Genomic DNA, 25,234 nt, shown 5'->3' with positions numbered 1-25,234 from the left:
CCGCAACATCCAGGAGTTTCACCGTTAATGCAGGAAACCACCATCAATGCCCTCGTCTCACCAGAGGGCAGCCTTGAAATTCTCTCCAATCATGAGGTCAACCGCCTCAAGGACCGCAGCGAAGGCGGCCTTTACCGGCTGTTTCGCCAATGCGCGCTGGCGGTTCTCAATACCGGCATCGAGACTGACGACTGCAAGGCATTGATGGAATCCCATGCCGACTTTGATGTCCGCCTGGTACCGCAGCCCCGGGGCCTCAAACTGGAACTGATCAATGCGCCCGGCCATGCCTTTGTTGATGGCGAAATGCTCAGGGCGATCCGCGAGCACCTGTTCTCGGTTCTACGAGACATTATCTACTCGCATTCAATCCCTCAGACAGCCGCCGGTTTTCGCCGGGATGATCCGGAGGACCTGACCAATTACGTGTTCCACATTCTCCGCAACGCCCGGGTGCTGCAGGCAGGACGACAACCAGACCTCGTGGTCTGCTGGGGTGGTCACTCAATCGGCCATGATGAATACCAGTACAGCAAGGATGTCGGTCATCAGTTGGGGCTCAGGGCCCTGAGCATCTGCACCGGATGTGGCCCGGGTGCCATGAAAGGTCCCATGAAAGGTGCCACCATTGGCCACGCCAAGCAGCGGGTAAAGAACGGTCGCTACATCGGTATTACAGAACCCGGCATCATTGGCGCCGAAGCCCCAAACCCTATCGTCAATGAACTGGTCATCATGCCGGACATTGAAAAGCGCCTGGAAGCGTTCGTTCGATGTGGTCACGGCGTGATTGTATTCCCGGGCGGTGTCGGCACCGCCGAGGAAATTCTCTACCTGCTCGGGATCCTGCTGCATCCGGACAACGCGGATTTGCCCTTCCCGGTGGTATTTACCGGCCGGCAGGAAAACGCGGAATACTTCGAGATGATCGACAAGTTCATCAGGAACGCCCTCGGGGATGGGGCTGCGAGCAAATACGAGATCATCATCGACGATCCGGTGCGCGTGGCCCAGACCATGAAAAAAGGGATGAAGGAGGTCGAGACGTTCCGGCGCGCCATGCAGGATGCCTATTATTTCAACTGGATGCTGAAGATCGACCCGGTGTTCCAGCTGCCGTTCGAGCCCAATCACGACAACATGCGGGCGCTGGAGCTGCATCGGGACCAGCCTGTGCACCTGATCGCTGCGAATTTGCGCAAGGCATTCAGTGGCATTGTTGCCGGTAACGTCAAGGAGGGTGGTATACGGCAGGTTCAGGAGAAGGGGCCGTTCGAAATCGCAGGCGACCCGACTCTGATAAAACCGCTCGAAGCCATGCTCGAGCAGTTTGTGACCCAGAACCGGATGAAACTACCGGGTTCTTCGGCCTACAGACCGAGCTATCGCATCGTCAGCGGAGCGGCCTAAGCCGCTTCGCTGACAGCGTAAGGCTTACTTGCCGCCGTCTGCCGGCAGGCTCGCGAAGTAGGCCGCCAGATTGGCAATGTCGGCGTCACTCAGGGCAGCAGCCTGCCCCTGCATAATCGCGGCCTGGCCGCCAGAGCGTTGCTTGTTCTTGTACGCCTTCAGGGCCGATACCAGGTACTGCTCGTTCTGGCCCGCCAGGTTCGGGTATGTCGGGATTTGCGCAAGACCATTCTGGCCATGGCACGCGGCACAGACAGCCGCCTTGGCCTTGCCGGCTTCGGCATCTGCGGCAGAAACTACTGCAGGCACAGCAGCGCCAAGCGCAAAAATTCCCGCAACAGCGTAGTGTTTCAGATTCATTGTTATTACCCTCTCATCGTCATTTTCCAGATTTTAAGGCCGGTTCGGAGGCCGGGCACTAAACTGACTTGCACTTATAGCACAGAGCGGGGCAACCTCAAATGCGATAGGTCAAGGACATCTTTTCGACGTTAGTCCTCTTTCCTGTTCTGGCTATTAGGGTGAAAGTACGTTCGATTCCGTATCCAAGATTGATTTAATTCTCCGGAGAAAACGCCAATGTCTGTAGAGGCCGAGGAACTTGCATGCCGCGAAGGGCACATGGGTGTTCTTACACTGAACTCCCCGGGCACTCTCAACGCGCTTTCCGAACACATGATCGAGCAGATCCAGGACATCCTGGACCGCTGGGCCAATGATGACCGAATCTGCATCGTGGTCATTCAGGGCGCCGGTGAGAGAGCCTTTTGCGCCGGCGGTGATATCCGCGAACTCTATGATGCAATTCTCGACGGGCAAGAGCCGGAGAAACCGGTACGGTTTTTCAGCCGGGAATACCGGATGGATTACAAAATCCATCGCTTCCCAAAGCCCGTGCTGGGTATAGCCCACGGCGTGGTGATGGGCGGCGGTCTTGGTGTGTTCTCAGGCTGCCGGTATCGGCTGGTTACGCCGGATGTCACGCTGGCAATGCCCGAGATCACGATCGGGCTGTTTCCGGATGTGGGTGCCAGCTGGTTTTTGAAACGGCTGCCTGGAAGGCTGGGGCTGTTCATGGGGTTGACCGGCGCCCGTTTGAACGTCAGCGATACGCTGCGGGTTGGTCTCGCCGACATGGCCATCCTGCCGGAGGACCGGGATCGCCTGCTTGACCGACTGGCCTCGGAACGCTGGACCGGCCAAACCGCCGCCGATGACAATCGACTGTTCAGGTTACTCAACCAGATCCAGACACCGGATTACCGGACACTGCCACCCAGTCACCTCGCCCGGCACGAACAGCGGATTGCCAGGCTGAGCGCCGGCGATGAACTTCCGGACATCGTTGATCAACTGCTGGCAGCGGAGGTTGACTGCGACTGGTGGCATGCCTGTATGAACACGCTCAGAAACGGATGCCCGGTCTCTGCATGGCTGGTCTGGACCCAGTTACAGAAAGCGCAGCAAATGTCCCTGAAGGACGCCTTCCGCATGGAACTGGCGATGGTTTCCGAATGCATCCGCCGGCCTGACCTGGCAGAGGGAATCCGGGCTCTGGCTATCGACAAGGACCGCCAGCCAAAATGGAGTTACTCGAGCGTGGCCGATGTGCCGGAAGACGTGGTTGCGGCTCATTTCACCCCGGACTGGGATGACGAGACGGATCCGATGGGCCTGGAGTAAGCCAGTCGGCGCTAGAACTCGGCGCCCGCCTGCACCAGCAACATTTCCAGATCCCGATTGTTGGTGGCGCGGGCAACGTCCAGTGCCGTTTGGCCGTCGCTCGCCTCGTAATTGACGTCGGCTCCGGCCGCCACCAACCGCTCCGCCGTCAGCAAATCCCCGTTGGCCACGATTTTCATTAGCAGGGATTCGCCCCCCTGACTCACGTTGACGTTGGCACCGGCTGCCACCAATACCTTCACCACCGACAGATGGCCGTTTTCCGCCGCCCGCATCACGGGGGTATACCCGTACTGGTCACTGGTGTTCACATCGGCGCCGGCCGACAACAACAGCTGCACGCGCCGCTTTTCACCATTCCCGGCGGCTGAAACCAGCAGTGCATCCGCCTCGGCCAGGGCCTCGGGGGTCAGGGCAACCGGTTGGTTCGGGGAGGCGCAGGCGGACAGGAAAACAACAAGCGGAAGCAAAATCAGCAAAACACGGAAGGCGCCGGTTCCCTTGGCCATAACAAACAGTCTCTGTGGATCTCGTTGAAAGGATACGAGGGCCCATTCTGGGCAGACACCGGCGGAAATTAAATCGAGCGAGTCACAAACCCGGGCCATCCTTCAAAAGATCACGCACCACCTGTCGCAGACGATCTTCGCCTTCTCTCTGGCCCAGGCAAAGCCTGTCCGCCTGCAGCGCGGACCAGGGCCGCCCCTGAAGAACACCCTGGCACCAGACCGCAAGCGCCTCATGGCTTTTCAGCCACGCCATGATCCCCGGCACCTGACTCAGCTTCCGCAATACCGGGACAGTAACCTGAAAGCCACGATGCCCATTGGCGAAATTGCGGAGATCCCGCAAATCATCCTTGTCCAGCGTCGGCCCGGTGGGCAGATCGGCGGTTATCCCGGCCAGCAATGTTGGCTCCAGCCCCTGCCAGTTGCCGGGCAAGAGAGTAAGCCAATGATCGGCCAGGCGGTTGCGGATGCGTTCTTCCAGGTCGCGACCAGCCTGCGAAAAGCCGGCCACCATCTGCAGTGGGTATTCGCCACTGGATGCTTCCTGCTGCAAGCCAACCCTGACCACATGCAGACCGCAGGTCTGCCAAAACGCGAGCAGGTCAGCGCTGCCACCGAAGCTGGTTCCGAGGTAATCAACATCCTGCTCGGCGGCATACGCCCTGGCAGCCTGCACCATGCTTTGGCCAATGCCCGCGCGTCTGACCTCGTCTGATACTGCAATGCGGACAACCCTCAGACTCCGCAAGACCGCGGCCTCGGGATAGCCGCTGTGGCTGGCCAACGATTGCGGCAGCAGGTGGCCCCGTATTCGCCGGGTACCCAGACTGACCTGCTCTGCCAGCTCAGCCGGAAGGCCACCTTCGAGCGCGCACCAGAGCACACCAACCGTCTGATCGCCAATTCGCGCGCGCCAGCTACGGGCGGCCGGGTCATCCAGCCACTGCCTCAGATCAGCGGGGCTGGTCCGGTAATGGGCATCCACCAGCAACCCAAAGGCACGGGACAGGGCTCCGTCACTTGCCGCTGCCGGCTCCCAGGGTTCAATGACCAGCTCCCCGGCGCTGTGTTCAGTTTTCCCGGGCAAGCGACCACCGTCGGCAGCCAGCAGAAAGAGTCGGGTGATCAGGGCTTCCAGCGGATCGTTCAGGGCCCAGCGTACCGGCTCGCTCAACGTTACCGACTGCCACTGGGGCGTTGATTGATCAAGGACCTGTCGAAAACGAATGGCAAAGCCCCGGCCAGCCCCTTCGTAACCATGGACCGTGGTGGCGAACGCCACTCTCGGCCAGCCGAGCAGAACCGATTTCAGCAGCGGCGCCGGAATCGCTGCTGCCTCATCCACCAGGACCACTTCGGCTTCCGGCCGCAAAGCCAGCAAGTCACGCACCGGAATAAACCTCAGGCGGCCACCGGTTCGGGAGGCGAGTATCCCCGGGCTGGCTTCGGCCAATTCGTCCCCGAGAGACTCACGGGCGTGGCGAAAGAGGGTCTCCACATTCTGCTCCGAGGGCGCGGTAACCACGATGTCCTGCCTGCCTTGGCGCAACAATTCGGCTGCAGCCATACCCATCGCTGCAGATTTGCCACGGCCCCGGTCCGCCGTCACTATCAGCGGCCGGCGCCGTCGGCCCAGGCCAAAACGGACGAGGCGCTGAACCAATTGTTCCTGATCCCGGGTGGCGGCGATTCGAAAGCGTTTCTCAGGCAGGGGCGGAACCGGCGGCCGTGATTCCGGACGGTCGGGTGACACCCGGATGACCGCATCATCGTCGGCAAGCAGGTCGGCCATGCGGGCAGCAAACGGATGGTTCGGACCATGCTCCAGACCGGTTCTCGAGTAATCGGGATCCGCAAAGCGGGACCACTCTGCCAGCGGCGGCATCAGCCAGAACAGCAGGCCACCAGCGGTGAGCGCACCGGAGAGCGCGGCAAAGGCATCCGGAGGATTGCCTTGCCAGCCATCCCAGACAATAAGCGAGACTTCACGCCCGAGCCACTTTCGAGCCCCGGGGGGCGTCACCCGGGTCAACCGGTTATCGGGGCTGTGATCCGCCGGTCCGGTCCAGAGGCCGCTCTGTATTTCCAACCCGGGTAACAGACCGGAAAGCCACCTGAGGTTCTGTTCCCGATCACCCTCAAGCAGAACCAGCCGGCGTTCACCGTTGGCGGCGAGGCTGTCCTGCAGGGCACGCCAGGCGGATAGATCCGCTTTGGCATCGGGTCCGGAATGGCTCATCAGCTAAGGTCGGCACCATGAGACTTGAGGTCGTCCAGGGCGCATTTTTCAAGGGCAGCCCGATGGGTGGCCCGCAGTCGGACCCTGGGGGCACAGCCAGCTTCAAAGGCTTCCTGCCACCGGCCGGCACACAGGCACCAGCTATCACCCGCTTTCAGGCCTTCGAAGCCGAATTCAGGCCTGGGGGTGCTGAGGTCGTTGCCCTGGGCTTTGGAGAATGCCAGGAAGTCGTCGGTTACCACGGCGCAGACGGCGTGCAGGCCAAAATCATCCGGGCCGACGTTGCAGCAGCCATCGCGGTAAAAGCCGGTGATGGGGTCTTTGCCGCAGGTTTCCAGTTTCTCGCCAAGTACGTTTACCGATTCGGACATTTCCATGTTTAAGACCCTTTCGCTCTCATGTTTTGATCGCAATTATGCGGGAGCGGTATCCGCTCTACCAGCAGGCCGTTACAATACCGGCCATGCCGACCGAACCCCAAATTCCTGAGACCACCAACCTTCCGGCTTTCCTCACTGATGAGCAGCGGGCGATTATCACCGCGGGCTATGAGCATTCGGTGATTACCGCCGTAGCCGGCAGTGGCAAGACCTCGACGCTGGCCTGGCGAATCCGGTATCTGCTGGGCCAGGGCCACGATCCGGACCGGATGTTGGTATTGATGTTCAACCGGAGCGCCCGGGTCGATTTCGAGCGCAAGCTGCAGGAGGTTTGCGCCCAGAGCGGGCTGGCGCTGCCGGAGATTCGGACGTATCACGCCATGGGCCTTCGGCTGTACAAACGATTTGTGCGGGAGGGTTATCTGCCGGGATTCTCAGAGAAGATTCTGACCGAGCAGGAGATCAGTTTTCAGGCCTGGCAGTTGACACGGCGGCTGGCTCCGGAGGATCTGGCGGATGAGATCCGGCGCAACAAGAAGGATTTTGTCGAGACGGCGACGGGGTTTATCGATCTGGTGAAAACAACGCTGTCGCCGGCGGAGATCGTGTTTGAGGAACTGGGGTATTCCGACAAACACAAATACCTGGTCGATCTGTTCCACAGTTTTGAGCAGTGGCGGAAAAGCCAGGGGCGGATCAGCTACGCCGACATGCTGTACGAGCCGGTGATGGCGATTCACCAGAATCCGCCTTTGCAGCGGCTGGTAGGCAACAAGATGGATCTGATTCTGGTGGATGAGTACCAGGACACCAATGAGATCCAGCACCTGCTGCTGCGCTACGTGGCTGGAGACCGGGCCCGGGTGACGGTTGTTGGCGACCCGGACCAGACGATCTACGAGTTCCGGGGCGCAAAGCCCGAGTTTATTCTCAAGCGGTTCAGCGATGAGTTCGAAAGCCCGCTGGAGCAGACGCTCAGCTATACCTTCCGGTACGGCCATCGCGTCGCTTTGCTCGCCAACCATCTGATCTGTCACAACACCGGTCGCAAGGATGTGCTTTGCCATTCCCACGCTTCCACTCCCGGCACGGAGATCACCCTGCATCGGTCGGAAAGCGATGCCGATACCGTGCTTCAGATTTTTCAGGGCCAATCGGAACCGGCTCTGGCAGGCACGGCCATTCTGTTCCGGGTCTGGAGTCAGAGTGTCCCTATCGAGCTGAAGTTGCTGGCTCGTCAGATTCCCTACCGGATTGATGCCGGCAAGGGCGCGCTGTTCAGCCGGGAAGTTCAGGCGATCACTGCCCTTCTGATGGTGGTGACCGGGAAACTGGAAAACCTGCCGGACGAGGATCGTCTGGAGCTGGCACGGCAGTTGTTGCGCTTTCCTCATGTGGGTCTGAAAGAGCCGGAGCTGGAGCAGTTGGCGCGTTTCCTGGCAGGATTTTCCAGTGGCTGGCACGAGCGTCTGCTGGCGATGGACTTCGACGCGCTGGCGCCCATGGCCGCCCGCAAGCTCAGAAAACTCGGCGAAGTGCTTGCCCAACTGCGCAGCTACGGAGGTCCGGTTGCAGGACTGATCAGCGTCTATGCCGAACATACGGATCTTTACGAGGGCATCCGCAGCCTGGCGCTGACGCATGAGAGTGCCGAGGAAAGGATCGATACGATACAAGGATTCCGGCAGTACCTTAAAAGCCTTGATGTCACAGCTGAAGGCGCCCTGGAGCACCTGAAAACCCTCAAGCAGCAGGCGGGTGAAAAACAGCAGGGTGGGGTGCTGCTCTCAACGATTCACCGCACCAAGGGTCTGGAATGGCCAACGGTTATCATTCCCGGACTGCAGGAGAAATACCTGCCGTACAGCCCCCGCCCCCAGGACAATGCCAGAGCATTTCTGGAAAGCGAGCGACGACTGCTGTACGTGGCTATGACACGTACACGCCAGCAGCTACACCTGATCACCCGACCGGCCAGCAAGCAACCGCACCTGGACGGCGATCTGGGCCCAAGCCGTTTCGTGGAAGAGTGCTGCTTTGAACTTTCCGAGGAATTCGGTCGCTGGCTGGATGATCGATCTCCGGCAGAAACATCAACCATTCGGTTAACTGCCCCCCTGACACCGGTCAGCCAGCGTTACGCCGACCGGGAGAGCGTCAACCTTGAGGGCCAGACGGCAACACTCGAAAACTCAACGGAACCACTCTGGCATCAAAAACGTCTTGGCCACGCGATCTTTGGCCCCGGCTCGGTGGTCGCCGAAGATGAGAATTCTTTCGAAGTGCATTTCGACAACGGCGAGGTGCTCAACTTCAGTAAAAAAAGCGCGCATCTGTATTTTTCCGCTCTGGCCTGAAACGACCTCGGGTCCGTAGAGATCAACTGTGTACAATTGCGGACGTAACAATTCGTATCATTTTTTTGTTTTTTTTGGCCTACTGGCCTAAATTCCGGGTATACAAGCACTTTTCATGAGGAAGTGCGGTACCACAACGACAATGAACAGGAGGTTCTGCATGAACGTCATGCGTCCGATTTCCGCGGCTGTACTGGCCGCTACCCTGGCAACCCCGGCCATGGCCGATCGTCAGGAAACCGTTTACATCAACCCGTTTGCAGGTTTTCAGCTGTTTGACGACAAGCGCGATCTGAGCGAAACCGGCACCTTCGGCGTTGGTGTGGAATACCGCTTCCGTCCCCACTGGTCGGTAGAGGCGCTGTACTCACGTGCCGATGCAGACCGCAAATACGTGCCCGGAGAATCGGAATTTGATGAAATCCGGGTTGACGGTACCTACTACTTTGCAGGGCCGGACGAAGCCTGGAACCCATACGTGTCTCTGGGCGCAGGCCATGCAGACTTTGGTTCGGACAACAGTGGCGTTCGCACTGCGGGCAGCAACCATGACGAAACCCGAGTGAACGTGGGTACCGGCTTCCGCTACAACATCAGCGACGCCGTATCACTGCGTGGCGATCTACGTGAGTTCCACGGTATTGACGAGAGCACCTTCGATACACAGGTTTCTTTGGGTATCAGTTTTGCGTTTACCCGCACCGTGGCGCAAGCCTCTCCGGCGCCTGCGCGTCCGGCAGATGCAGATGGTGATGGCGTGCCGGATTCACGGGACCAGTGCCCCGGCACCCCGGCTGGCGCAACCGTTGACGGCAATGGCTGCGAGCCGGATTCGGATCGCGACGGCGTGGCCGACGGTCGTGACCAGTGCCCCGACACACCGCGCGGCGCGGAAGTTAACAGCCGTGGTTGTGAACTGGACAGCGATAACGACGGCGTGGTCAATAGCAAAGACCAGTGCCCGGACACCACCGCTGGCGCAGACGTGGATTCATCCGGCTGTGAAGGTGTCGTTGAGACCATCCAGACTTTCACCATCGAAGTGAATTTCCCGACCAACAGCTCTGTGATTGGGAACGCCTACGACAGTGAAATCAGTCGTGTCGCTGATTTCATGAAAGAAAATCCGGAAACCATCGTGGAGATTGCCGGTCACTCTGACAGCCGCGGCGACGCGGACTACAACCAGTTCCTGTCGCAGCGTCGCGCTGAAGCAGTTGCCGGCCGTCTGACCGGGCCTCTAGGTGTTGATCCGGCACGAGTGGAAGCCGTAGGTTATGGTGAGGAGCAGCCGATCGCGTCCAACAACACAGCGGACGGTCGAGCTGCCAACCGCCGTGTAGAAGCGCGCATTCAGGTCCGCCGTTAATTGAAGGTTTTTACCTGAGTGGTTTGAAAAAGGCGCCTTCGGGCGCCTTTTTTGTTTCTGCAAGAATGCGAGGAACCGATGCTCAGAGCCATGGCACTGATCTTCACGCTCTCTGTTCTGGCATTGCCGGCGCAGGCGCAGGCTCAGGTTTTTCGCTGCGAAAAAGACGGCAATACGGTGTTCTCGGACCAGCCCTGCGGCGAAGATGCCCAATCCGTCGAACTGCGGGATAACCGAATTGGCGGCAGTTTCAATCAGAACCTCCCGGCTCAGGAACCCCCTGATCCAGAAGAGCAGGCCGAAGAGTCAGAGCAAGAAGAAGAGGCCGGCACATGCCGTTTTATCAACTCCACCGATTTGCGTCGTTATCTGGTTCGGGAGCAGGTGGTGCGGGGCATGACCCGGGATAACGTGCGCCGTGCTTTCGGCAACCCTCCGGAAACCTACACCAGCCCCCAGGAAGTCTGGATCTACCAGACCCGCTATTACGGCGCACTCTATGAGCTGACCTATGTGTATTTCAGGAATGGCTGTGTTGAACGGGTTGAGTACCGGAAACCCTGACCGCATCAAGCAGCAGGTTGCGGGGTGTCAGTGAACGGTCGCAGAAATGTCCCAGCCTGACCCTGTACCCCTGCTCCTCCAGAAAGAGCGCGTAATCCAACACCATCCAGAGCTCCAGAGGACGCCGGAACAGATGCCTGACCAGCTCATGGCGGCGAACCTCAGCCAGCCGTTGCTCGCCAAACGCCTGCCAGTGATCAAAGTCCACCGTATCGGATAATCGGAGCTGTTTTTTTGCCGCCGCCCACCGGCAAAAAGCGGGAAAGCCTTCGTTCAAAAGGCGGGGCGGATTCGAAGGTACCGGCAGATACTCATCACGCCCACGAAGTTGCCGCTGCAGACCATCAAATCCCAGGCGCCACTGGCTGACAAGGCGGGTCTGTTCCCTCACCCGGGCCGGTGCCGTCACGGTTTCCTGAACCGCAAGCCGAAGATCGTTCCGGCTCGGCTGCAGCGCTTTTTGGTAATTTGCCGCTCGCTGGGAAAGCGGCCGGTATTGTTCCATCTCGGTGAGGTGGTAGCAGCAGGGCGAGATGCTCAATCTTGGCAACCCGGCTTTACTGCCTCGCTTAAGCAACTGCCGGTGCAGATCGCCACAAGCATGCAGTGCAACACCGTGGTGACGGCTGGGAAGCGACAAATCCGCCGCCATGACATCCTGGCAGCCGATCGACACGGGATCTCCGAACTGTTGAGCCAGTCGGTTGCCATCGCGCACCAGCTCAGGATTCCACTCGAAACCCTGTATCTCACCGGGGCAAAACGGCGCCAGCGTCCGGGACAGATGGCCCTTACCACAACACCAGTCCAGGGCGGGGTGTTCCAGCGGTGTCAGTGCCGCCGTAAAGGCGCCCGACTGCAGGCGTTTCCGACCGGGCATATCCGTGGCCCGGATTTCCGGGAGAGTCGCCTCCGATGCCTTTTCGGGTGCCGATAACAGCTCCGGCAGTTGAACCATGTCGGCGTAACGGTCGAGGGACGGCAACCATGAGGCTACCCGAGACGCCAACTCAATCGGGCTGCCATCCAGTTGCTGGCACTCCCCATCGGTAAGTTCCGCAAGCATGGCGGCCAGTTCCGGATAACGACGCGCCCAGGCAGGCTCCGGCGTCATGAATGGCGCCGGTTGCCAGAACTCGGAATGCTGCACCAGCCAGTCGTTCAGCTGCTGCCAATGCTGGTAAAAAGATTCCGCGCCGTGGTGTAAACTCGCCGCCGGAGGTAACGTCATGCAACTGGCCTTTGTACTTGTTGAACCCAAGGTTCCGGAAAACGTCGGTGCAGCCGCCCGTGCGTTGTGCACCATGGGCTTCGGCGAACTGTGGTTGGTCAATTCCGATCTGCACACCCGCCCGGAAGCCCACTGGCTGGCCCATGGCAGCGACCATATCCTGGACAATGCGCGCATTTTCCCCGATCTGGCTGCGGTAAGAAACTCCGTAGACCTGCTGATGGGCACCTCCGCCAAGACCCGGCATCAGCGCCAGGATTGGCACGGCCCCTCAGATCTGCGGAAGGTTCTGGCCACGAAGGGTGCGTCCGTGGCAACCGCAGCATTGGTGTTTGGCCGGGAAGATCGCGGGCTGTCCAATGAAGAGCTGGCTCTCTGCGATCTGTTAACCGGCATCCCCATGAAGGTCACCTACCCCTCCCTGAACCTCGCCCAGTCCGTAATGCTCTATGCCTGGGAAATGTCCGGGCTTTCGGAAGCTATGGATAACGAGCCTGAGCCTGCCGATAAAAACCGTCTTGGGGCTCTCCGCAATCGGCTCGAAACCATGCTACCGGAACTGGATACACCGCCTGAAGGAAAGCTGTCCCAGTGGGTTTTCGAACGGTTGCCGTTGCTGTCTGATCGGGATATCGGATTTGTTCATACGCTGTGCTCGAACATTGAGCGCGCTGTGGATTGCAGATCTCAGTCGCGCTCGGATTCCGAGGCGGAGCAAGACGGTTAGCCCCTCCCGGGATACGCTGTGAATACGTCCATGTACGCTCGACGAAAACATCCATGTTTTCGACGATCCCGGGAGGGGCTATCCGTCCTGCTCTCGGGCTTTTTGCGCGCATCGAATTGTTGAAACTACTCTTGGAATCTTGCTGGGCGGAAGGCATCCAGACAGATGGCGGGTTCCTCGCCTTCAATTACCTGGGCGATGACATCGGCACTGCCGGCAGATAGAGTCCAGCCGAATGTACCGTGGCCTGTGTTGAGGTAGAGATTTTCTCTGGGACCGCGGCCGATAATCGCCGGGCCGTCCGGGGTCATGGGGCGAAAGCCGGTCCAGGTTTCGGCGGCATCGAGATCGGCGCAGCCGGGGAACCGGGATTCGACCGACTTCTTGATAGTTGCCAGTCGGGCTTCGGGAATATCCCGGTTGAAATCCGCCAGCTCGACGAAACCCGTAGCCCGTAGCCGGTTCCCCAGACGGGTAGAAACGACTTTATAATTGTCGTCATGAATGGTCGATGCCGGACCTCGCTCAGGGTCTTTCATAGGAACCGTCAGGCTGTACCCCTTTACCGGATAGATGGGCAGTTCCAGGCCGAGGGGCTGAACCAGGTGGTTGGACCAGCAGCCAGCGCTGATCACTACGGCATCCACTTCCAGGGCTTCCATGACTCCATCGCTGTTTCTGACTGAAATTGCGCTGACCCTCTGGTCATCGGCAATCAGTTTTTCCGCTTCCACGTTGTAACGAACCACTATCCCTTTCGCCTCGCAGGCTTTAGCGAGTTCCCGGGAAAATTTGTGGCAATCGCCGGTTCCGTCGGTGTCATAGCTCAGGGCGCCATAAAGCGGACCATTGCCAACCATGCCGGGCTCGGCGTCGCGCACCTGTTCGGGTGTGAGCAAACGGGAAGGGATGCCCAGTTCCTTCAGCAGTTCATGGGTCGTTCGGTAGCCTTCCAGCGCTTCCGGTGTGCTCGCCAGGTGCAGCAGGCCTCGGTGGTCGCCATCGAAGGACAGATCAAGCTCCTTCTCAAGCGCCAGAAATCGTTCCCGGCTGTGGATACCGAGGCGCAACATGGCGCGGCGATTAAACCCGAACAGCCCTGGCGACCAGGCATAACGGAGCGTGGCGAACATGAACTTGAGTGTTTCCACAGACGGCGGGAAGCGAAGCTTCAGGGGGCCATCCTGCTTGAGGATCCAGGGGATGGCCTTGAACACAATCGCGGGATCGGCCCAGGGATACACCACACCATAGGATCGCTGGGCCGCGTTGGCCTTGCTGGTCTCGTTGCCGGCCATTGAATGACGTTCCAGCACAGTCACCTGGTGGCCCCGGCGATTCAGTTCATAGGCGGTGGTCATTCCCACCACGCCGCCACCAACAACAGCAATGTGCATGCACTCCTCCCCTCTGTTTATTTCACGCCGCTTTTCGCCAGCAGACGCCGGTACTCTTTTAAAACGCTTTCATCTTCTTTCGGATATTCCGGCGCCAGTTTCTGCAATTGCTCAGCCAGTATGGCTGCGACAATCGGGCGCGCCTGGGGCTTCCGATCTCCCGGCACGATAAACCAGGGTGCCTGCTCTGTATGGGTCGCGGCAATGGCTTCCTCGGCAAACGCTTCGTACTCTCTGCGTTTTTCCCAGCCATCGATATCGGACCGATCAAACTTCCAGCGCTTGCGCGGCTTGTCCAGACGCTTGAGAAGCCGCTGGCGATGCTCGTCCTCAGAGAGGTTGAGCCAGACCTTGATCACCGTGGTGCCCTCTTCCACCAGATGATTCTCGAAGTTCCGGATGGAGCGGTAACGGTTCTGCCAGTTGTAGCTTTCAGGCGCGTGGACCGGCCAAACCCGCTCGGCGATCACCGCTTCATGATGGCTGCGGTTGAAAGCGACCATCTGGCCAAAGCCGGGCAGAAACGGCGTTACCCGCCAGAGAAAGTCATGGCGGGTTTCGGCGCCCCTGGGCCGGCTGAAGGACCAGGCATGGAAACCAGCGGGGTCGGCGTAGGTTGCCAGAGTACGGATCAGGCTGTCTTTTCCGCTGGTGTCCGGGCCGTGGGCAACCAATAGAACCGCTCTGGACTGGTTGGCCCAGAGCCGGCGCTGGTATTCACCGATCTGATCCAGACTGGCCTCCAACCCTGGCAGGGTGGTGTCATCGCCATCCAGAAAAGTCGGGTAATCCCGGAATCTGGGTTTTCCAGGGTCGTAGAGAAAAGAACTGGCAAACGCCGATAATTTCATCCGATGCTCCGTGCAAGTCCCTATGAATGTAATACAGGTCAACAATCGTACAAACTGGTAGACTTCTAAGATTGAATTCACAGAATAGCAGCCCGGATACAGGTTGCGATGGAGTGTAGTACCCGGCAATGAGTAAAAAACGTCGCGAGATTCCCGTATTCGATCACCCGATCATCGAAACCCACTGTCACCTGGATTACCTCAAGGACCGCCCGCTTGAGGAAACCCTGGAGCAGGCACGAGGGGTCAATATCGAGAAAGTGATCACCATCGCGGTCTCCCCGGACAACCTCGCCAGGGTGCGGGAGCTCAGCCAGGTGGCGCCCTGGGTTTATGGCACCCAGGGCATTCACCCCCACGATGCTGAAAGCTATTCCGATGACGTAGAAGCCGAAATCCGCGCCCACGCCCGGGACGAGAAGATCGTTGCGGTGGGCGAAATCGGGCTGGACTACTTTTACGACAACGCTGACCGAGATGTTCAGCGCGAGGTGTTCCGGCGTCAGCTGCAGATCGCCTGCGACACGGATCGGCCCGTGGTTATCCATAGCCGGGAAGCCGACGAGGATACCATCGAGATCCTTGCCGAATTTGAGGACACGCTGAAACGCCGCGGTGTCATTCACAGCTTTACGTCCGGCCCGGGACTTGCCCGGTATGCCCTGGATCAGGGCTGGTGCCTGGGCTTTAACGGCATCACAACATTCAACAAGGCCGAGAATGTACGCGACATCGTGCGTATGGCTCCGATTGACCAGATCCTGTTGGAAACCGACTCCCCCTTCCTTACCCCGGTACCCTACCGCGGCAAGGAAAACGCACCGTTCTACCTGCCGTTTGTGGCCGAGAAAATCGCTGAGGTGAAAGAACTGCCTTTGGACGAGGTGATTGGCACGACGTATCACAACAGCCTAAGGACGTTTTTCTCCAGCGAATGATCAAGCGCATCCCTATTTCCGCACTCAGGGTCGGCATGTACATCAGCGACCTGAACAACGACTGGATTCCCCACAACACCCAGCGCAAGCGAGGTGTGATCAAAAAAGAGGAAACCATCGAGAAAATCCGCCGGATGGGCGTGGAGTTCGTTTATATCGACGCTTCAAAAGGCCTCGATTCCCAAGACTCGGAAACGGCCGCCGAAGTGGATCGTCGGAACGAGTCGGCCCTGCAAAAGGCGGGTGAACTGACGCCGGGCTTGCGGCCGCATGTTCCGCTTGCGGAAGAAATCGTGATTGCCCAGCAGATCCACAGTCAGGCCCAGGGGCTGGTGGGCGAGTTCATGAACCATGCCAAGGTGGGCAGCGCTATCGATGTGGCACCCATCCACCAGTTGGCGGACGAACTGCAACACTCCGTGCTCAGGAATGCCAACGCACTAAGCTGCCTGGGGCGCATCCGGGAAAAAGACAATTATCTTCTGGAACACTCGGTAAATCTGAGTGTGTTGATGTCCCTGTTCGGAAACCATCGTGGCCTGTCCTCCGATGTCCTGCATCAGACCATTGTGGGTGCACTTCTCCACGATCTGGGCAAAATCCTCACACCCGACGAAATACTGCACAAACCCGGCCGCCTGACCCCGGAGGAGTTTGAAGTGATGAAACTCCACGCCCGCCATTCACGGGACATTCTGGCTACCACCGAGGGCATTGGCGAGCTCACCGTCATCACGGCGGCCCAGCACCACGAACGCATAGACGGCACAGGCTATCCGGAGGGCCTGAAGGGTGATGAGATCTCAGAATACGGTCGCATGGTGGCGATCAGCGATGTATACGATGCCATCACGGCAGACCGCGTCTATCACAAGGGCATGACACCAACACAGGGTCTGAAGAAGCTTCTGGAGTGGAGCGGCACTCACCTCGATCCCAGTCTGGTCAAACAGTTTATCCGGTGCCTGGGCCTTTACCCTGTGGGTTCGCTGGTGCTTCTCGAAAGTGGTCGTCTTGGCGTCGTGGTTGAAGCCAATGAAAGTGACCAGAGGCTGCCGACTGTGCGCGTTATGTACCACACCAAATTCCGCATGCCGATCACCGTAGAAACCCTCGATCTCGCGAAACCGGGAACACAGGACCGGATTCTGCGAGCCGTTGATCCGGAAACCTACAAGATTGATGTCCGGAAATTCCTCGCCTGAGAAGGCTGACAGCCGCGGACAGCTCGGAATGGAGTGATTCAACGACCGCTATCAGGAAGATGGATCGGAGAACCGGACATAGCGGTTACGGCCCCGGTGCTTGGCCTGATACATGGCCTGGTCGGCCTGGCGCAGGAGCTGGTCGCCGTCCAGATCCTCTGCTTGCGGGAACAGTGTGTAGCCGATACTGGCTGAGACTTCCACACTGTGGTCAGCGACCCAGACGGGTTCAGACACCCGGGCCAGCAAACGCATCAACAGGTTTTCCAGGGCCGGGTCGTCCTGAACATTCATGACAATGGCCGCGAACTCATCACCACCGAGCCGCGCCAGGGTGTCCTCTTCCCGGAGTTCCGAACGCATTCGATGTGCGATCTCGATCAGCAACTGGTCACCCGCCTCATGGCCGAAGGCATCATTTACCGGCTTGAACTCGTCCAGATCAATATAAACCACAGCCAGTTTGCCGCTCTGTCGCCGGGTCAGGGCCATGGCCTGCTGCAACCGGTCGGCAAACAGAACCCGGTTAGGCATTCCGGTGAGGGCGTCGTAATGAGCCATGATCCGGAGCTTTCTTTCCTGCTCTTTAAGCCGGCTGATGTCACTGAAAATACCGACAAAATGCGAGACTTCGCCATGATCGCCACGGACACTGCTGAGTGTTACCGACAAGGTAATCGCCTCGCCATCATTGCGTCTGCTGGCAAACTCTCCGGACCAGAAGCCCTGAGACCGGGCACTGGCGAAAACACCGCTTCCTTCCTCTACCGGTAAGGGTGGTAGTCTTCCCATTGCCCGATTGCGGGGCCGGCCAGTTATCGCCAGGTACGCATCGTTGGCATCAATCACGATGCCGTGATTATCAGTAATGAAAATAGCCTCGCGGGCGTACTCGAAGACGCTCGCCGCCAGCCGCTGCCGCTGTTCCGCGTGTTTCCGGAGAGTGATTTCATACAGGGAGCAAAGAATCAGGGCTTCCGGTTCGTCCTCGGTGTGGACGGGCGCCATGGTAAGCTCCACCCAGATCTCCGTGCCGTCAGAGCGATTCAGAACCCATTCGCACTGTTCCACCTGACCCGCCGAAACCCGGGCCAGCATGGGCACCATTTTCTGTCGGGAGATCTGCCCGTCTGGCTGGAATTCCGGCGAAAAGACCGCCATGTCCTTGCCGACCAGTGATTCACTGGAGGTGTACCTGAGCAGGTCGACAGAAGCCCGGTTGGTGTCGATGAAAAGTCCTCCCCGGATCAGCAGTGCAGCTTGTGGCCAACCCCGGATAAGCTGGCGCAGACGCCTCTGTTCCGCGGCCAGCTGCCGCTTGCTCTTGCCCAGCCAGAGCGACGATGCCACCAGCAACATGAGCAACACCAGAATGGTAAAGACCCAGATCCGATACTGGTGCAACGCATCCACCCAGGTAAGTTGGGGCGCCTGGTCGTAGGGCGGCACCCGCAGAGTGCGCGCCAGGTACTCAACCGACTGGTAGTCTGCGGGCGGCGAAAAACCCGAAATGCCAACTGACAGCGCAACCTCGTCTTCCGGCTCAATGGCAAAAAGCGCCGACGCGATACGACGGACGGCCCGCTCGTTTACATGGGGCAGCGCCACCACGGGCCATTCCGGATATAGACGGGTTGAGACAACGTAGGGGAAACCCGCCAGCCGCTGACGGTTCAGAACCTTCACCCGGGTAAACAGATCAGGGTCTTCCTGCGCCATCTGCTCCAGTATGCTGGTTCGGATAAAGCCAACATCGGCATCTCCGGATAGAACCGAACGAACCACTCGGTCGTGGGTGCCCATAAACCGAATTAGATTCACTCTCCGGATATCAATACCGGCATCCATCAGCTCGAGAACCTGCGTCTGATAGCCTCCGAGGAAATGAACGCCGGGCGAGGCAATGGTCTTATCACGAATATCGGCGAGCTGCTCAATGTCGTCGCGCTCGGCCCTGGTAAAGATCACGCCACCAAGACTGCCGGTCGCAGACTGGCCGGAGCGCCTGACCAGAGTCGCCAGAACGCCGGTCAGACTGCGTTCGCTTCGGATCAGCAGAAAATGGCTGGGATTGGTAAGAAAAAAATCCAGCCGGTTGGCGGCGATCGCCCGACTCATATTCTCCTGGTTGAGAATCTCGAGCTCTATCTGGATGCCGGTTTCTAGGGTCAGGTAGTCGGTCAAAGGCTGGTAGCGTTCCCGGAGCACGTCATCCGGGCGGTAGGCGAATACGCCCAGAGTCAGTGTTTCATCAGCATTGGCTGATGCTATCGCCACAAATTCCGTGGCAAACAGAAAACAAAGACAGACAGCAAACCGGCGAATGTTCAAGAGACCCTCGCCGGCAAAAACGAAGAATCTGACAAGCGCTGGATGACCGGATTCTGATCAATCATCCCCTCTGCCAGCATCAGGCGAGACAGGGATCCGGCCCTGGTTTCGATGGGTCCGGCTGCCCTGAGGTAACGCTGGTTTGCGGCCAGATCCGGCAGCATAACGCTTCCCAGCGCCGTTCGGACCGCATCCGGACTGATCCCCTGACGGGTGGCAATCCGGTATACCGAGTCGTGCATGCTCCGCACCAGATGTTGCAGGCCGGTAAAATGTCCGGTCACCAAGTCGCGAACCGCACTGGAGTTTTTCTCTACTGTTTTCCGGGTCACCACCAGCAAATCGAAAATGGTTTCCGGAACGTCGCTGCTATCGAAGAGCCTGACGCCTCCGGCGTTCTCTATCAGTGACGCTATTGGCTCATAACACACCGAAGCATCCACTTCACCGCGGGACCAGGCTTGTGCATGCTGGCTTACCGGCAAATCCACTTTTATAACGTCGCTGCGACCAAGCCCCGCTACCTCAAGGATTTTAAACAGCATAACTCCCGAGACACCGTTCAGCTCCACCGCAATCCGCTGTCCTTTTAGGGCTGCCAATTCTGTGATTGATCGCTTCACCATCAGTACATCGGCGCCGGCGGACACATCAGCGACAGCAACCACAACCAGTTCCAGCCCTTTCGACCAGACGCGTATGGTTTCATCCAGAGTTAGCGCCGCCCCATCAAGCACCCCTGAAAGAAGGCCCTCCATAGAGTCTTTGGCAGACGTGCCCGGCACCAGCGCAACCGTATCCGGCAACCAGTTGAAATCACGGGCAAGGTACAGTGGCTCGTAGCCGATCCAGGGATGGATACCGAACCTCAGCGGGCCGGAATCGCTGCAGCCCGGCAATCCCGCCGCGGACAGTCCGGCTGCTATCGATAAACCAAGGAATTCACGGCGTTGCATCAGGCTCCGGACCGGGTAAAGACATTAACATTTGTCAATAAACGATAGTTTACTGTTTCACATACTACCCGTAAAACCGCAACTTGCATTGCACCGCGTCAATTTATCCCAAAGACAGGAACACCCCCATCAACACCGGCGAGAGAAAAGACAGCAAGAAACCGGAGGCAATCGCCACCGGAACACAGGTCAGCCCGCCACTGCTTCGGATAACCGGCAGGGTGAAGTCCATGGCGGTAGCGCCACCATAACCAATGGCCATCGCCGGCCTGTTGGCAATTAGCAGGGGGATGATGGCCAACGCGACGATTTCCCGAAGCACATCGTTAAGGAAGGCCACGCCGCCCCAGGCTGGCCCCAGGGCTTCGCCTATGACAATGCCGGACAGCGAGTACCAGCCAAACCCGGACGCAACCGCCAGGGCGTCATGCCAGGGCAGCCCAAGCCAGGGTATCAACAGGCCACCGGCCACCAGGGAACTGAGCGTCAGAGCCAGCGCGATACCGAGCCCCTGACGATTCATCAAAAGTTTGCGCAGCGACAGCCCGGCATTGCGCAACTGCAGGCCGATCAGAAACAGCAGCAACATCAGGGACCAGGTCGCCAGCTGTTCCGCCATAGGCATATCCGGCAACAGGTAATAGCCGGCCAGCAGGCCGACAATAACCGCCACCAGGGGTTTCAGGCCGGCCAGAAAAAGCCGGCGGTATCCGGGGCTGACATTGCCCTCGACCCGCTCGACGGACATTGGCTGCCAGCGGTGGAACATCCAGAGCCCAAACATGTTGGCGACGAAAAGCACCAACACCAGTGCCAGTACCTGAGTCGCCATGCCACCCAGTTGCGCCGCCAAGCCCTCCATCTGGCCAAGCCCAAGGCCCAGAAGCAACAGGATGAAGTAAACCAGTCCCTCCACCGTGTAATGGATCACCGTCATGGCCCGGCGGTTTTCCAGGGCGATGGCAAAACCCAGAAACAGGGGAGCGAGAATGAGCAGGGCTCCAGTCAGCATGGCGTCCTCGAAACGAAAAGGGGGTTATCAGGTCAGGGGTTTGAACTGGTCGGGGTCGGCATCCGGGCTGGCCTGTTCACCCTGCAGAACTCCGATGGTGCGGGCAAGACGTTGGGCGGTAACGGACCAGACCGCATAATCTCTGGGCTTTGGCTCATAGCCTTTTCCCATCATGGTGCCGGCAACGCTCCTGAGAACCGATTCAGCCCGGGCCTGAGTCGGCCAGGGCCCACGGCAGAACTGCCCATCCGGGCGCCCCTGATCAGGGCCAGCGAGAGCTACCAGGCCCCAATGGCCACCGCCTGCCGGGCGGATGTGTAGCTCGATGCGTTGGCCGCCTTTCACCATGACAAGATCCCGAAGCGAGCTACGGCCGTGGAAATAGTGGAGCTTCATGGTGCCAAGCTGTCAGTGCAGAACATGCCCTGACCTGTCCTGAACGAGCACCCAGGGTGCGATGACGACCGCCCAGAGTTCCGCATTGCGATCATACCAATCCTGCGCGGTGTCCGGCGCAACCTCACCAACGCGTCCTTCCTCCATCCACTGGGCAAACCGCTGTTTATTATCGGCCGCAAGCTCTGCTGCCACATCCAGAAGATCGAGATCCGGTGACACGCGAACCACCTGGCCACGGGCAAAGTAGGTCTGCAATTCATGCCAACGGATACGGGAGGTTTCAAGATTGAGCTTCGCTTTCAGCTCATCCAGGGAAGGAGAAGACGACATTAAGGGGCCTCAAATACAAACCAGAACAGCGACAGGTTAACCGAATCGGGCGCAGCAAAACCACCGGCCTCCTCAAATCCGCAAGGTCAGACACATATTTCAGTCGAGATTGTCCCAGATTTCCCGAATCCGATCCGAGAGTGTCATCGGATCGAAGGGCTTGGGGATCACGGCGACGGCGCCCAGAGCAAGGTATCCCTTCACTTCGTCGGGCTGAACCTTGGCTGTCATGAAAACCGCGGGAGTATTCGCAAATCCGGGCTTTTCGCGGATGGCTCGCAGTGTGCTGGGTCCGTCCATTGATGGCATCATGACATCCAGCAGGATCAATTGCGGCCTGAAAACATCAAGGCTCTCAAGTGCGTTGGCACCGGAGTGACAGGTTTTCAGGGTGAATCCGCCAACCGCTTCCAGAGCCAACTCGGCCACCGCTCTGATGTCTTCCTCATCCTCGACCAACATGATCTTTTCCAAAGGCGCCACAGACTCCCCCATCTACACACTCCCCGTATCTAATGTCTGTTTCCGGGATTCCAGCCAGTTTTCCAGGCCGAGGTGCCTGAGCAGCCTGGCGCACTCCGGATTATCTGTCTGTCCCCCCGCAATCAGACCAGCAACCCGCATGACAAGAAGATTCTGCCTGACATCCTCACGTGCGAGATAATGCACCGCACCAGTCATTTGCCGGATAGCCAGTGGCAGGCGCCACTGTACTTTTAACGTGTTTCCATACTTTTGAGACCAGTCACGAAGCCCATTTTCAATCTCCGCATCGGTCAGCTCCCCACCTTGCTGAATAAACTGATCCATCACATTCAGCACAGCGAGCTCACCCATTCGGCTCAATAATCCGGCTGTCTGGAACTCAAGGGCCTTCTTGTCAAGGAGGAGGGCAACTTTCTGCGCTTCGGCACCTGCAGCCTCGGCCTCGGCCTGGTGCTGTCTGGCTCTGTCTGCCAGCGCAGCCGAACGGAAGGCGGAACCTGTGTCAAGTGCAAGAGCCAGCGCCTGGCTCAAAGCCATGGGCACACCCATGACGGAAATGGCATCACGAACCGTAGCAACCGGCTCTCCGGTTCGCCGGAACGAAGATCGGTTGGCCACTTCCAGCAATCTGGCACACAACGACGCCTCTTTCTGCCAACGTTCGGCCAGCTGGGCGCCAGAAAGATCATGGGCGCGCTCCATGAGGCCAAGAATACCGGAAACATCCATTCGGGTGGGTATCTGCAAGCCCGATTCCAGTTTCCGGGATAGCATCTCATCCAGGCTCTCGGAGCCATTGTCTTCCGGAAGTACGCCCTTCAGCATTCTCGAAAGACGCTCATGGAGCAATTCCACACTGAACGGCTTGCTCATGTAACCACTGATTCCATAATGGGCAGCTTTTAAAATCGAATCTCGATCAGCCCGGCCGGTTACCATGACAACCGGCATATTCTCGTCCTTGCCACGTATTTCTCGCAACACATCCAGGCCGGATCCATCCGGCAGCGACCAGTCGACAATGAACAGGCCTGGATCTTTGCCCCGCCAGAGATCCAATGCCTCTCTCTTGGTGAACGCCTTGAAGACGTTTATAGCCGGATGAAGCCCGACAACCACTGTCTCGAGGAGGTCTGCCATCAACTCGTCGTCTTCGACAATAATGACGTTCATGCCGGCTACGCTCCCTGCTTCATGCTGTCCAGGTCATTGACGATGGTAACGCCGTTTCGACCAGCGGATTTACGGGCATAAAGTGCCCTGTCTGCGGCTTCTATCGCGTCCTCCGGCTTTTCATAAGCATCAAGAGGCGCGATACCAATACTCACTGTCACTGAAAAGGTGCCGCCGGCCCCGCTGAAAGCAATCTTCGACATCTGTTCACACACCGCCTGCATCGATTGCCTTGCGTCCTCAATCGAGCAGTCGGGTAATGCCACGATGAACTCTTCACCGCCGTAGCGCCCAATCACGTCGGTTTTTCTCAGTCGGTGCCGAAGCAGGTTGGCCAGGCCTTTGATAACCAGGTCGCCAACCCGATGGCCATGCCGGTCGTTTACCTGCTTGAAATGGTCAAGATCGAGCATTGCCACAACAGAGTGATGCGCCAGTCTTTGACAGCGAGCATGCTCTTTGGCGACTTCCGAATTGGCCAACGAATGTTTCAACAGCCCGGTCAGGCTGTCCCGCGACGCCAGCTTGTCCAGTTGTTTGGCCCGATAACAGCGAACTTTGGCCGCCTGTACAAGGAGCCTGTCGAAAACCGGTTTGGTGAGAAAATCATCGCCGCCCTGGAACAAGGCATCAAACTGGAACTCACGATCCTGTTCCGAAGACAGGAAAATAATGTGTAAACCCACCCATTCGGGATCAAAACGAAGCATCTTTGCCAGTGTAGGCCCATTAAACCGCCCCATCTGGACATCCATTAAAATGATGTCCGGCCGGAACTCGGAAAGAGCAGCCAGAATCTCTGAAGGAGAGCTCACTCCGCGAACCTCCAGCCCGCCGCCTTCGAGAATCAGACTGTACCGCTCCAGCAACTCGGGATCGTCATCGATAACCATCACTCGCCCCGAGCCAGACTCCATCTTTTCATTAGCGAGACGCTCCATGTAATCCGCCAGTGCTGGCACGTCGATAGGCTCACTGACGAAACCGTCTACACCCAACGCCGCGAGTCGATATCTGTCTTCGAAGGTATCGCTGGAACCAATGCAGATAACAGGAGGCCGGTCGCCTGAAGACAATGGGATCTGTTCCTGCGCGATCAGAACATTGTCCCTTATCAAAACCATGGATATCCGGGACAGATTTTCCGAGACAAGTTTTTTCGGATTTACGGAATAAGCAGTAAATCCATGGGGAGCCAGCGCATTTGAGAGCCGCTCTGCTGCTGTTTGATCTGGTTCTACGATAAGGACGACAGGTTGGCCAGCCGCATCAACCTTACTGCCTTCCGACATTTCGGCCTTATCCGGACTGCCCTCCTCTACAGTGAGCAGACGCTCCAGACCTTTGACTCTTTCGATAAAGCGGGCGCGGTGAAGATCTTCTTTAACCTTCCCGACACTCTCACCAGTATCCCCATCATTCTCCGAGAAGGGCTTGAGTATCAGCTCAAGCGTTCGGGCTTCGTCACCAAGCGCCCGAAAACCGAAAGTGCCCGCAGACCCGGCGAGCCGATGAAGAACCTGATAGGCACGTCGAAGCTCGTCTGAGCTCCCCTTGCCGGCAATGGCATCCTGAGCCATCAACGTAACCAGATTGATATCGCCCGACGCCTTCTCCCTGAAGCGTGTTTTCAGGACATCAAGTTTGCGTAAAACGTCAGCCGTTTTCTCGTCAGACATACATCACT

23 protein-coding genes are annotated in these 25,234 nt (G+C 58.4%); 8 read left to right on the top strand and 15 right to left on the bottom strand.

What is annotated here, in order from left to right; all coding sequences use genetic code 11:
- The first annotated feature begins 27 nt into the window (after positions 1 to 27).
- Positions 28 to 1,410: a nucleotide 5'-monophosphate nucleosidase PpnN gene (gene ppnN / locus CFB02_RS16035; RefSeq protein WP_088558797.1), complete on the top strand. Its 1,383-nt coding sequence runs from the start codon at positions 28 to 30 to the stop codon at positions 1,408 to 1,410.
- A gap of 24 nt (positions 1,411 to 1,434) precedes the next feature.
- On the opposite strand, the gene CFB02_RS16030 is transcribed toward ppnN, so the two are convergent.
- Positions 1,435 to 1,770: a c-type cytochrome gene (locus CFB02_RS16030; RefSeq protein ID WP_014578588.1), complete on the bottom strand. Its 336-nt coding sequence runs from the start codon at positions 1,768 to 1,770 to the stop codon at positions 1,435 to 1,437.
- A gap of 219 nt (positions 1,771 to 1,989) precedes the next feature.
- Here CFB02_RS16030 and CFB02_RS16025 point away from each other — a divergent pair, with 219 nt between their 5' ends.
- Positions 1,990 to 3,093, top strand: coding sequence for an enoyl-CoA hydratase/isomerase family protein (locus CFB02_RS16025; RefSeq protein ID WP_088558796.1), 1,104 nt, complete (start codon positions 1,990 to 1,992; stop codon positions 3,091 to 3,093).
- Positions 3,094 to 3,104: 11 nt separating this feature from the next.
- Here CFB02_RS16025 and CFB02_RS16020 read toward each other — a convergent pair whose 3' ends face one another.
- The 3 genes from CFB02_RS16020 to CFB02_RS16010 form a co-directional block, all read right to left on the bottom strand.
- Complete coding sequence (locus CFB02_RS16020; RefSeq protein WP_088558795.1) at positions 3,105 to 3,602, bottom strand: ankyrin repeat domain-containing protein; 498 nt, start codon at positions 3,600 to 3,602, stop codon at positions 3,105 to 3,107.
- Between the two features lie 82 nt (positions 3,603 to 3,684).
- Positions 3,685 to 5,841 (bottom strand): tRNA(Met) cytidine acetyltransferase TmcA, encoded by a 2,157-nt coding sequence (locus CFB02_RS16015; RefSeq protein ID WP_088558794.1) that lies wholly within the window; start codon positions 5,839 to 5,841, stop codon positions 3,685 to 3,687.
- Positions 5,841 to 6,218: a DUF2237 family protein gene (locus CFB02_RS16010; protein WP_088558793.1), complete on the bottom strand. Its 378-nt coding sequence runs from the start codon at positions 6,216 to 6,218 to the stop codon at positions 5,841 to 5,843. Before CFB02_RS16010 ends, CFB02_RS16015 begins: the two co-directional genes overlap by 1 nt.
- Positions 6,219 to 6,256: 38 nt before the next feature.
- Here CFB02_RS16010 and CFB02_RS16005 point away from each other — a divergent pair, with 38 nt between their 5' ends.
- From CFB02_RS16005 to CFB02_RS15995, 3 genes are all read left to right on the top strand, one after another.
- Complete coding sequence (locus tag CFB02_RS16005) at positions 6,257 to 8,578, top strand: ATP-dependent helicase (protein WP_088558792.1); 2,322 nt, start codon at positions 6,257 to 6,259, stop codon at positions 8,576 to 8,578.
- Positions 8,579 to 8,738: 160 nt separating this feature from the next.
- Complete coding sequence (locus CFB02_RS16000; protein WP_088558791.1) at positions 8,739 to 9,947, top strand: OmpA family protein; 1,209 nt, start codon at positions 8,739 to 8,741, stop codon at positions 9,945 to 9,947.
- 51 nt (positions 9,948 to 9,998) lie between these two features.
- Entirely contained in the window at positions 9,999 to 10,511 is a 513-nt protein-coding gene (locus CFB02_RS15995) for a DUF4124 domain-containing protein (RefSeq protein WP_227519256.1), read from the top strand.
- Here the strand turns inward: CFB02_RS15995 and CFB02_RS15990 are convergent.
- Complete coding sequence (locus CFB02_RS15990) at positions 10,468 to 11,742, bottom strand: methyltransferase (protein ID WP_088558789.1); 1,275 nt, start codon at positions 11,740 to 11,742, stop codon at positions 10,468 to 10,470. The genes CFB02_RS15995 and CFB02_RS15990 overlap by 44 nt on opposite strands.
- Here CFB02_RS15990 and CFB02_RS15985 point away from each other — a divergent pair.
- Positions 11,741 to 12,469 (top strand): tRNA/rRNA methyltransferase, encoded by a 729-nt coding sequence (locus tag CFB02_RS15985; RefSeq protein WP_088558788.1) that lies wholly within the window; start codon positions 11,741 to 11,743, stop codon positions 12,467 to 12,469. The two genes, CFB02_RS15990 and CFB02_RS15985, sit on opposite strands and share 2 nt — an antisense overlap.
- 125 nt (positions 12,470 to 12,594) lie before the next feature.
- Here CFB02_RS15985 and CFB02_RS15980 read toward each other — a convergent pair whose 3' ends face one another.
- Entirely contained in the window at positions 12,595 to 13,866 is a 1,272-nt protein-coding gene (locus CFB02_RS15980; protein WP_088558787.1) for a D-amino acid dehydrogenase, read from the bottom strand.
- Between the two features lie 17 nt (positions 13,867 to 13,883).
- Positions 13,884 to 14,717: a polyphosphate kinase gene (locus CFB02_RS15975; RefSeq protein WP_088558786.1), complete on the bottom strand. Its 834-nt coding sequence runs from the start codon at positions 14,715 to 14,717 to the stop codon at positions 13,884 to 13,886.
- Positions 14,718 to 14,845: 128 nt separating this feature from the next.
- Here CFB02_RS15975 and CFB02_RS15970 point away from each other — a divergent pair, with 128 nt between their 5' ends.
- The gene (locus CFB02_RS15970; protein ID WP_088558785.1) at positions 14,846 to 15,655 is read left to right on the top strand and encodes a TatD family hydrolase; all 810 of its coding nucleotides are present in this window, start codon (positions 14,846 to 14,848) and stop codon (positions 15,653 to 15,655) included.
- Positions 15,652 to 16,860 (top strand): HD-GYP domain-containing protein, encoded by a 1,209-nt coding sequence (locus CFB02_RS15965; protein WP_088558784.1) that lies wholly within the window; start codon positions 15,652 to 15,654, stop codon positions 16,858 to 16,860. The genes CFB02_RS15970 and CFB02_RS15965 overlap by 4 nt, the downstream gene beginning before the upstream one ends.
- A gap of 51 nt (positions 16,861 to 16,911) precedes the next feature.
- Here the strand turns inward: CFB02_RS15965 and CFB02_RS15960 are convergent, their stop codons facing one another.
- From CFB02_RS15960 to CFB02_RS15925, 8 genes are all read right to left on the bottom strand, one after another.
- A complete protein-coding gene (locus CFB02_RS15960) occupies positions 16,912 to 19,137 on the bottom strand; it encodes a diguanylate cyclase domain-containing protein (RefSeq protein ID WP_227519255.1) in 2,226 nt (741 codons plus the stop codon).
- Positions 19,138 to 19,187: 50 nt separating this feature from the next.
- Positions 19,188 to 20,147, bottom strand: coding sequence for an ABC transporter substrate-binding protein (locus CFB02_RS15955; protein WP_088558782.1), 960 nt, complete (start codon positions 20,145 to 20,147; stop codon positions 19,188 to 19,190).
- A gap of 103 nt (positions 20,148 to 20,250) precedes the next feature.
- The gene (locus CFB02_RS15950) at positions 20,251 to 21,159 is read right to left on the bottom strand and encodes a lysine exporter LysO family protein (protein WP_088558781.1); all 909 of its coding nucleotides are present in this window, start codon (positions 21,157 to 21,159) and stop codon (positions 20,251 to 20,253) included.
- A 27-nt stretch (positions 21,160 to 21,186) separates the two neighbouring features.
- Positions 21,187 to 21,555, bottom strand: coding sequence for a hypothetical protein (locus CFB02_RS15945; protein ID WP_088558780.1), 369 nt, complete (start codon positions 21,553 to 21,555; stop codon positions 21,187 to 21,189).
- A gap of 12 nt (positions 21,556 to 21,567) precedes the next feature.
- Entirely contained in the window at positions 21,568 to 21,888 is a 321-nt protein-coding gene (locus CFB02_RS15940; protein ID WP_088558779.1) for a DUF2288 domain-containing protein, read from the bottom strand.
- A gap of 99 nt (positions 21,889 to 21,987) precedes the next feature.
- Entirely contained in the window at positions 21,988 to 22,383 is a 396-nt protein-coding gene (locus tag CFB02_RS15935; RefSeq protein WP_197694027.1) for a response regulator, read from the bottom strand.
- A complete protein-coding gene (locus CFB02_RS15930) occupies positions 22,384 to 23,547 on the bottom strand; it encodes a response regulator (RefSeq protein WP_088558778.1) in 1,164 nt (387 codons plus the stop codon).
- 5 nt (positions 23,548 to 23,552) lie between these two features.
- Entirely contained in the window at positions 23,553 to 25,226 is a 1,674-nt protein-coding gene (locus CFB02_RS15925; RefSeq protein WP_088558777.1) for a diguanylate cyclase, read from the bottom strand.
- Between the last annotated feature and the right edge of the window lie 8 nt (positions 25,227 to 25,234).

The sequence above is a fragment of the Marinobacter sp. es.042 genome (assembly GCF_900188315.1).
Classification (GTDB): domain Bacteria; phylum Pseudomonadota; class Gammaproteobacteria; order Pseudomonadales; family Oleiphilaceae; genus Marinobacter.
This window is presented reverse-complemented; position numbering and strand designations above follow the sequence as displayed.

Excerpts from the sequence above, each read along its gene's own strand:
- ppnN (WP_088558797.1), top strand. The coding sequence starts at position 28 with ATGCAGGAAACCACCATCAATGCCCTCGTCTCACCAGAGGGCAGCCTT.
- CFB02_RS16030 (WP_014578588.1), bottom strand. The coding sequence starts at position 1,770 with ATGAATCTGAAACACTACGCTGTTGCGGGAATTTTTGCGCTTGGCGCT.
- CFB02_RS16025 (WP_088558796.1), top strand. The coding sequence starts at position 1,990 with ATGTCTGTAGAGGCCGAGGAACTTGCATGCCGCGAAGGGCACATGGGT.
- CFB02_RS16020 (WP_088558795.1), bottom strand. The coding sequence starts at position 3,602 with ATGGCCAAGGGAACCGGCGCCTTCCGTGTTTTGCTGATTTTGCTTCCG.
- CFB02_RS16015 (WP_088558794.1), bottom strand. The coding sequence starts at position 5,841 with ATGAGCCATTCCGGACCCGATGCCAAAGCGGATCTATCCGCCTGGCGT.
- CFB02_RS16010 (WP_088558793.1), bottom strand. The coding sequence starts at position 6,218 with ATGGAAATGTCCGAATCGGTAAACGTACTTGGCGAGAAACTGGAAACC.
- CFB02_RS16005 (WP_088558792.1), top strand. The coding sequence starts at position 6,257 with ATGCGGGAGCGGTATCCGCTCTACCAGCAGGCCGTTACAATACCGGCC.
- CFB02_RS16000 (WP_088558791.1), top strand. The coding sequence starts at position 8,739 with ATGAACGTCATGCGTCCGATTTCCGCGGCTGTACTGGCCGCTACCCTG.
- CFB02_RS15985 (WP_088558788.1), top strand. The coding sequence starts at position 11,741 with ATGCAACTGGCCTTTGTACTTGTTGAACCCAAGGTTCCGGAAAACGTC.
- CFB02_RS15990 (WP_088558789.1), bottom strand. The coding sequence starts at position 11,742 with ATGACGTTACCTCCGGCGGCGAGTTTACACCACGGCGCGGAATCTTTT.
- CFB02_RS15980 (WP_088558787.1), bottom strand. The coding sequence starts at position 13,866 with ATGCACATTGCTGTTGTTGGTGGCGGCGTGGTGGGAATGACCACCGCC.
- CFB02_RS15975 (WP_088558786.1), bottom strand. The coding sequence starts at position 14,717 with ATGAAATTATCGGCGTTTGCCAGTTCTTTTCTCTACGACCCTGGAAAA.
- CFB02_RS15970 (WP_088558785.1), top strand. The coding sequence starts at position 14,846 with ATGAGTAAAAAACGTCGCGAGATTCCCGTATTCGATCACCCGATCATC.
- CFB02_RS15965 (WP_088558784.1), top strand. The coding sequence starts at position 15,652 with ATGATCAAGCGCATCCCTATTTCCGCACTCAGGGTCGGCATGTACATC.
- CFB02_RS15955 (WP_088558782.1), bottom strand. The coding sequence starts at position 20,147 with ATGCAACGCCGTGAATTCCTTGGTTTATCGATAGCAGCCGGACTGTCC.
- CFB02_RS15950 (WP_088558781.1), bottom strand. The coding sequence starts at position 21,159 with ATGCTGACTGGAGCCCTGCTCATTCTCGCTCCCCTGTTTCTGGGTTTT.
- CFB02_RS15945 (WP_088558780.1), bottom strand. The coding sequence starts at position 21,555 with ATGAAGCTCCACTATTTCCACGGCCGTAGCTCGCTTCGGGATCTTGTC.
- CFB02_RS15940 (WP_088558779.1), bottom strand. The coding sequence starts at position 21,888 with ATGTCGTCTTCTCCTTCCCTGGATGAGCTGAAAGCGAAGCTCAATCTT.
- CFB02_RS15935 (WP_197694027.1), bottom strand. The coding sequence starts at position 22,383 with ATGGGGGAGTCTGTGGCGCCTTTGGAAAAGATCATGTTGGTCGAGGAT.
- CFB02_RS15930 (WP_088558778.1), bottom strand. The coding sequence starts at position 23,547 with ATGAACGTCATTATTGTCGAAGACGACGAGTTGATGGCAGACCTCCTC.
- CFB02_RS15925 (WP_088558777.1), bottom strand. The coding sequence starts at position 25,226 with ATGTCTGACGAGAAAACGGCTGACGTTTTACGCAAACTTGATGTCCTG.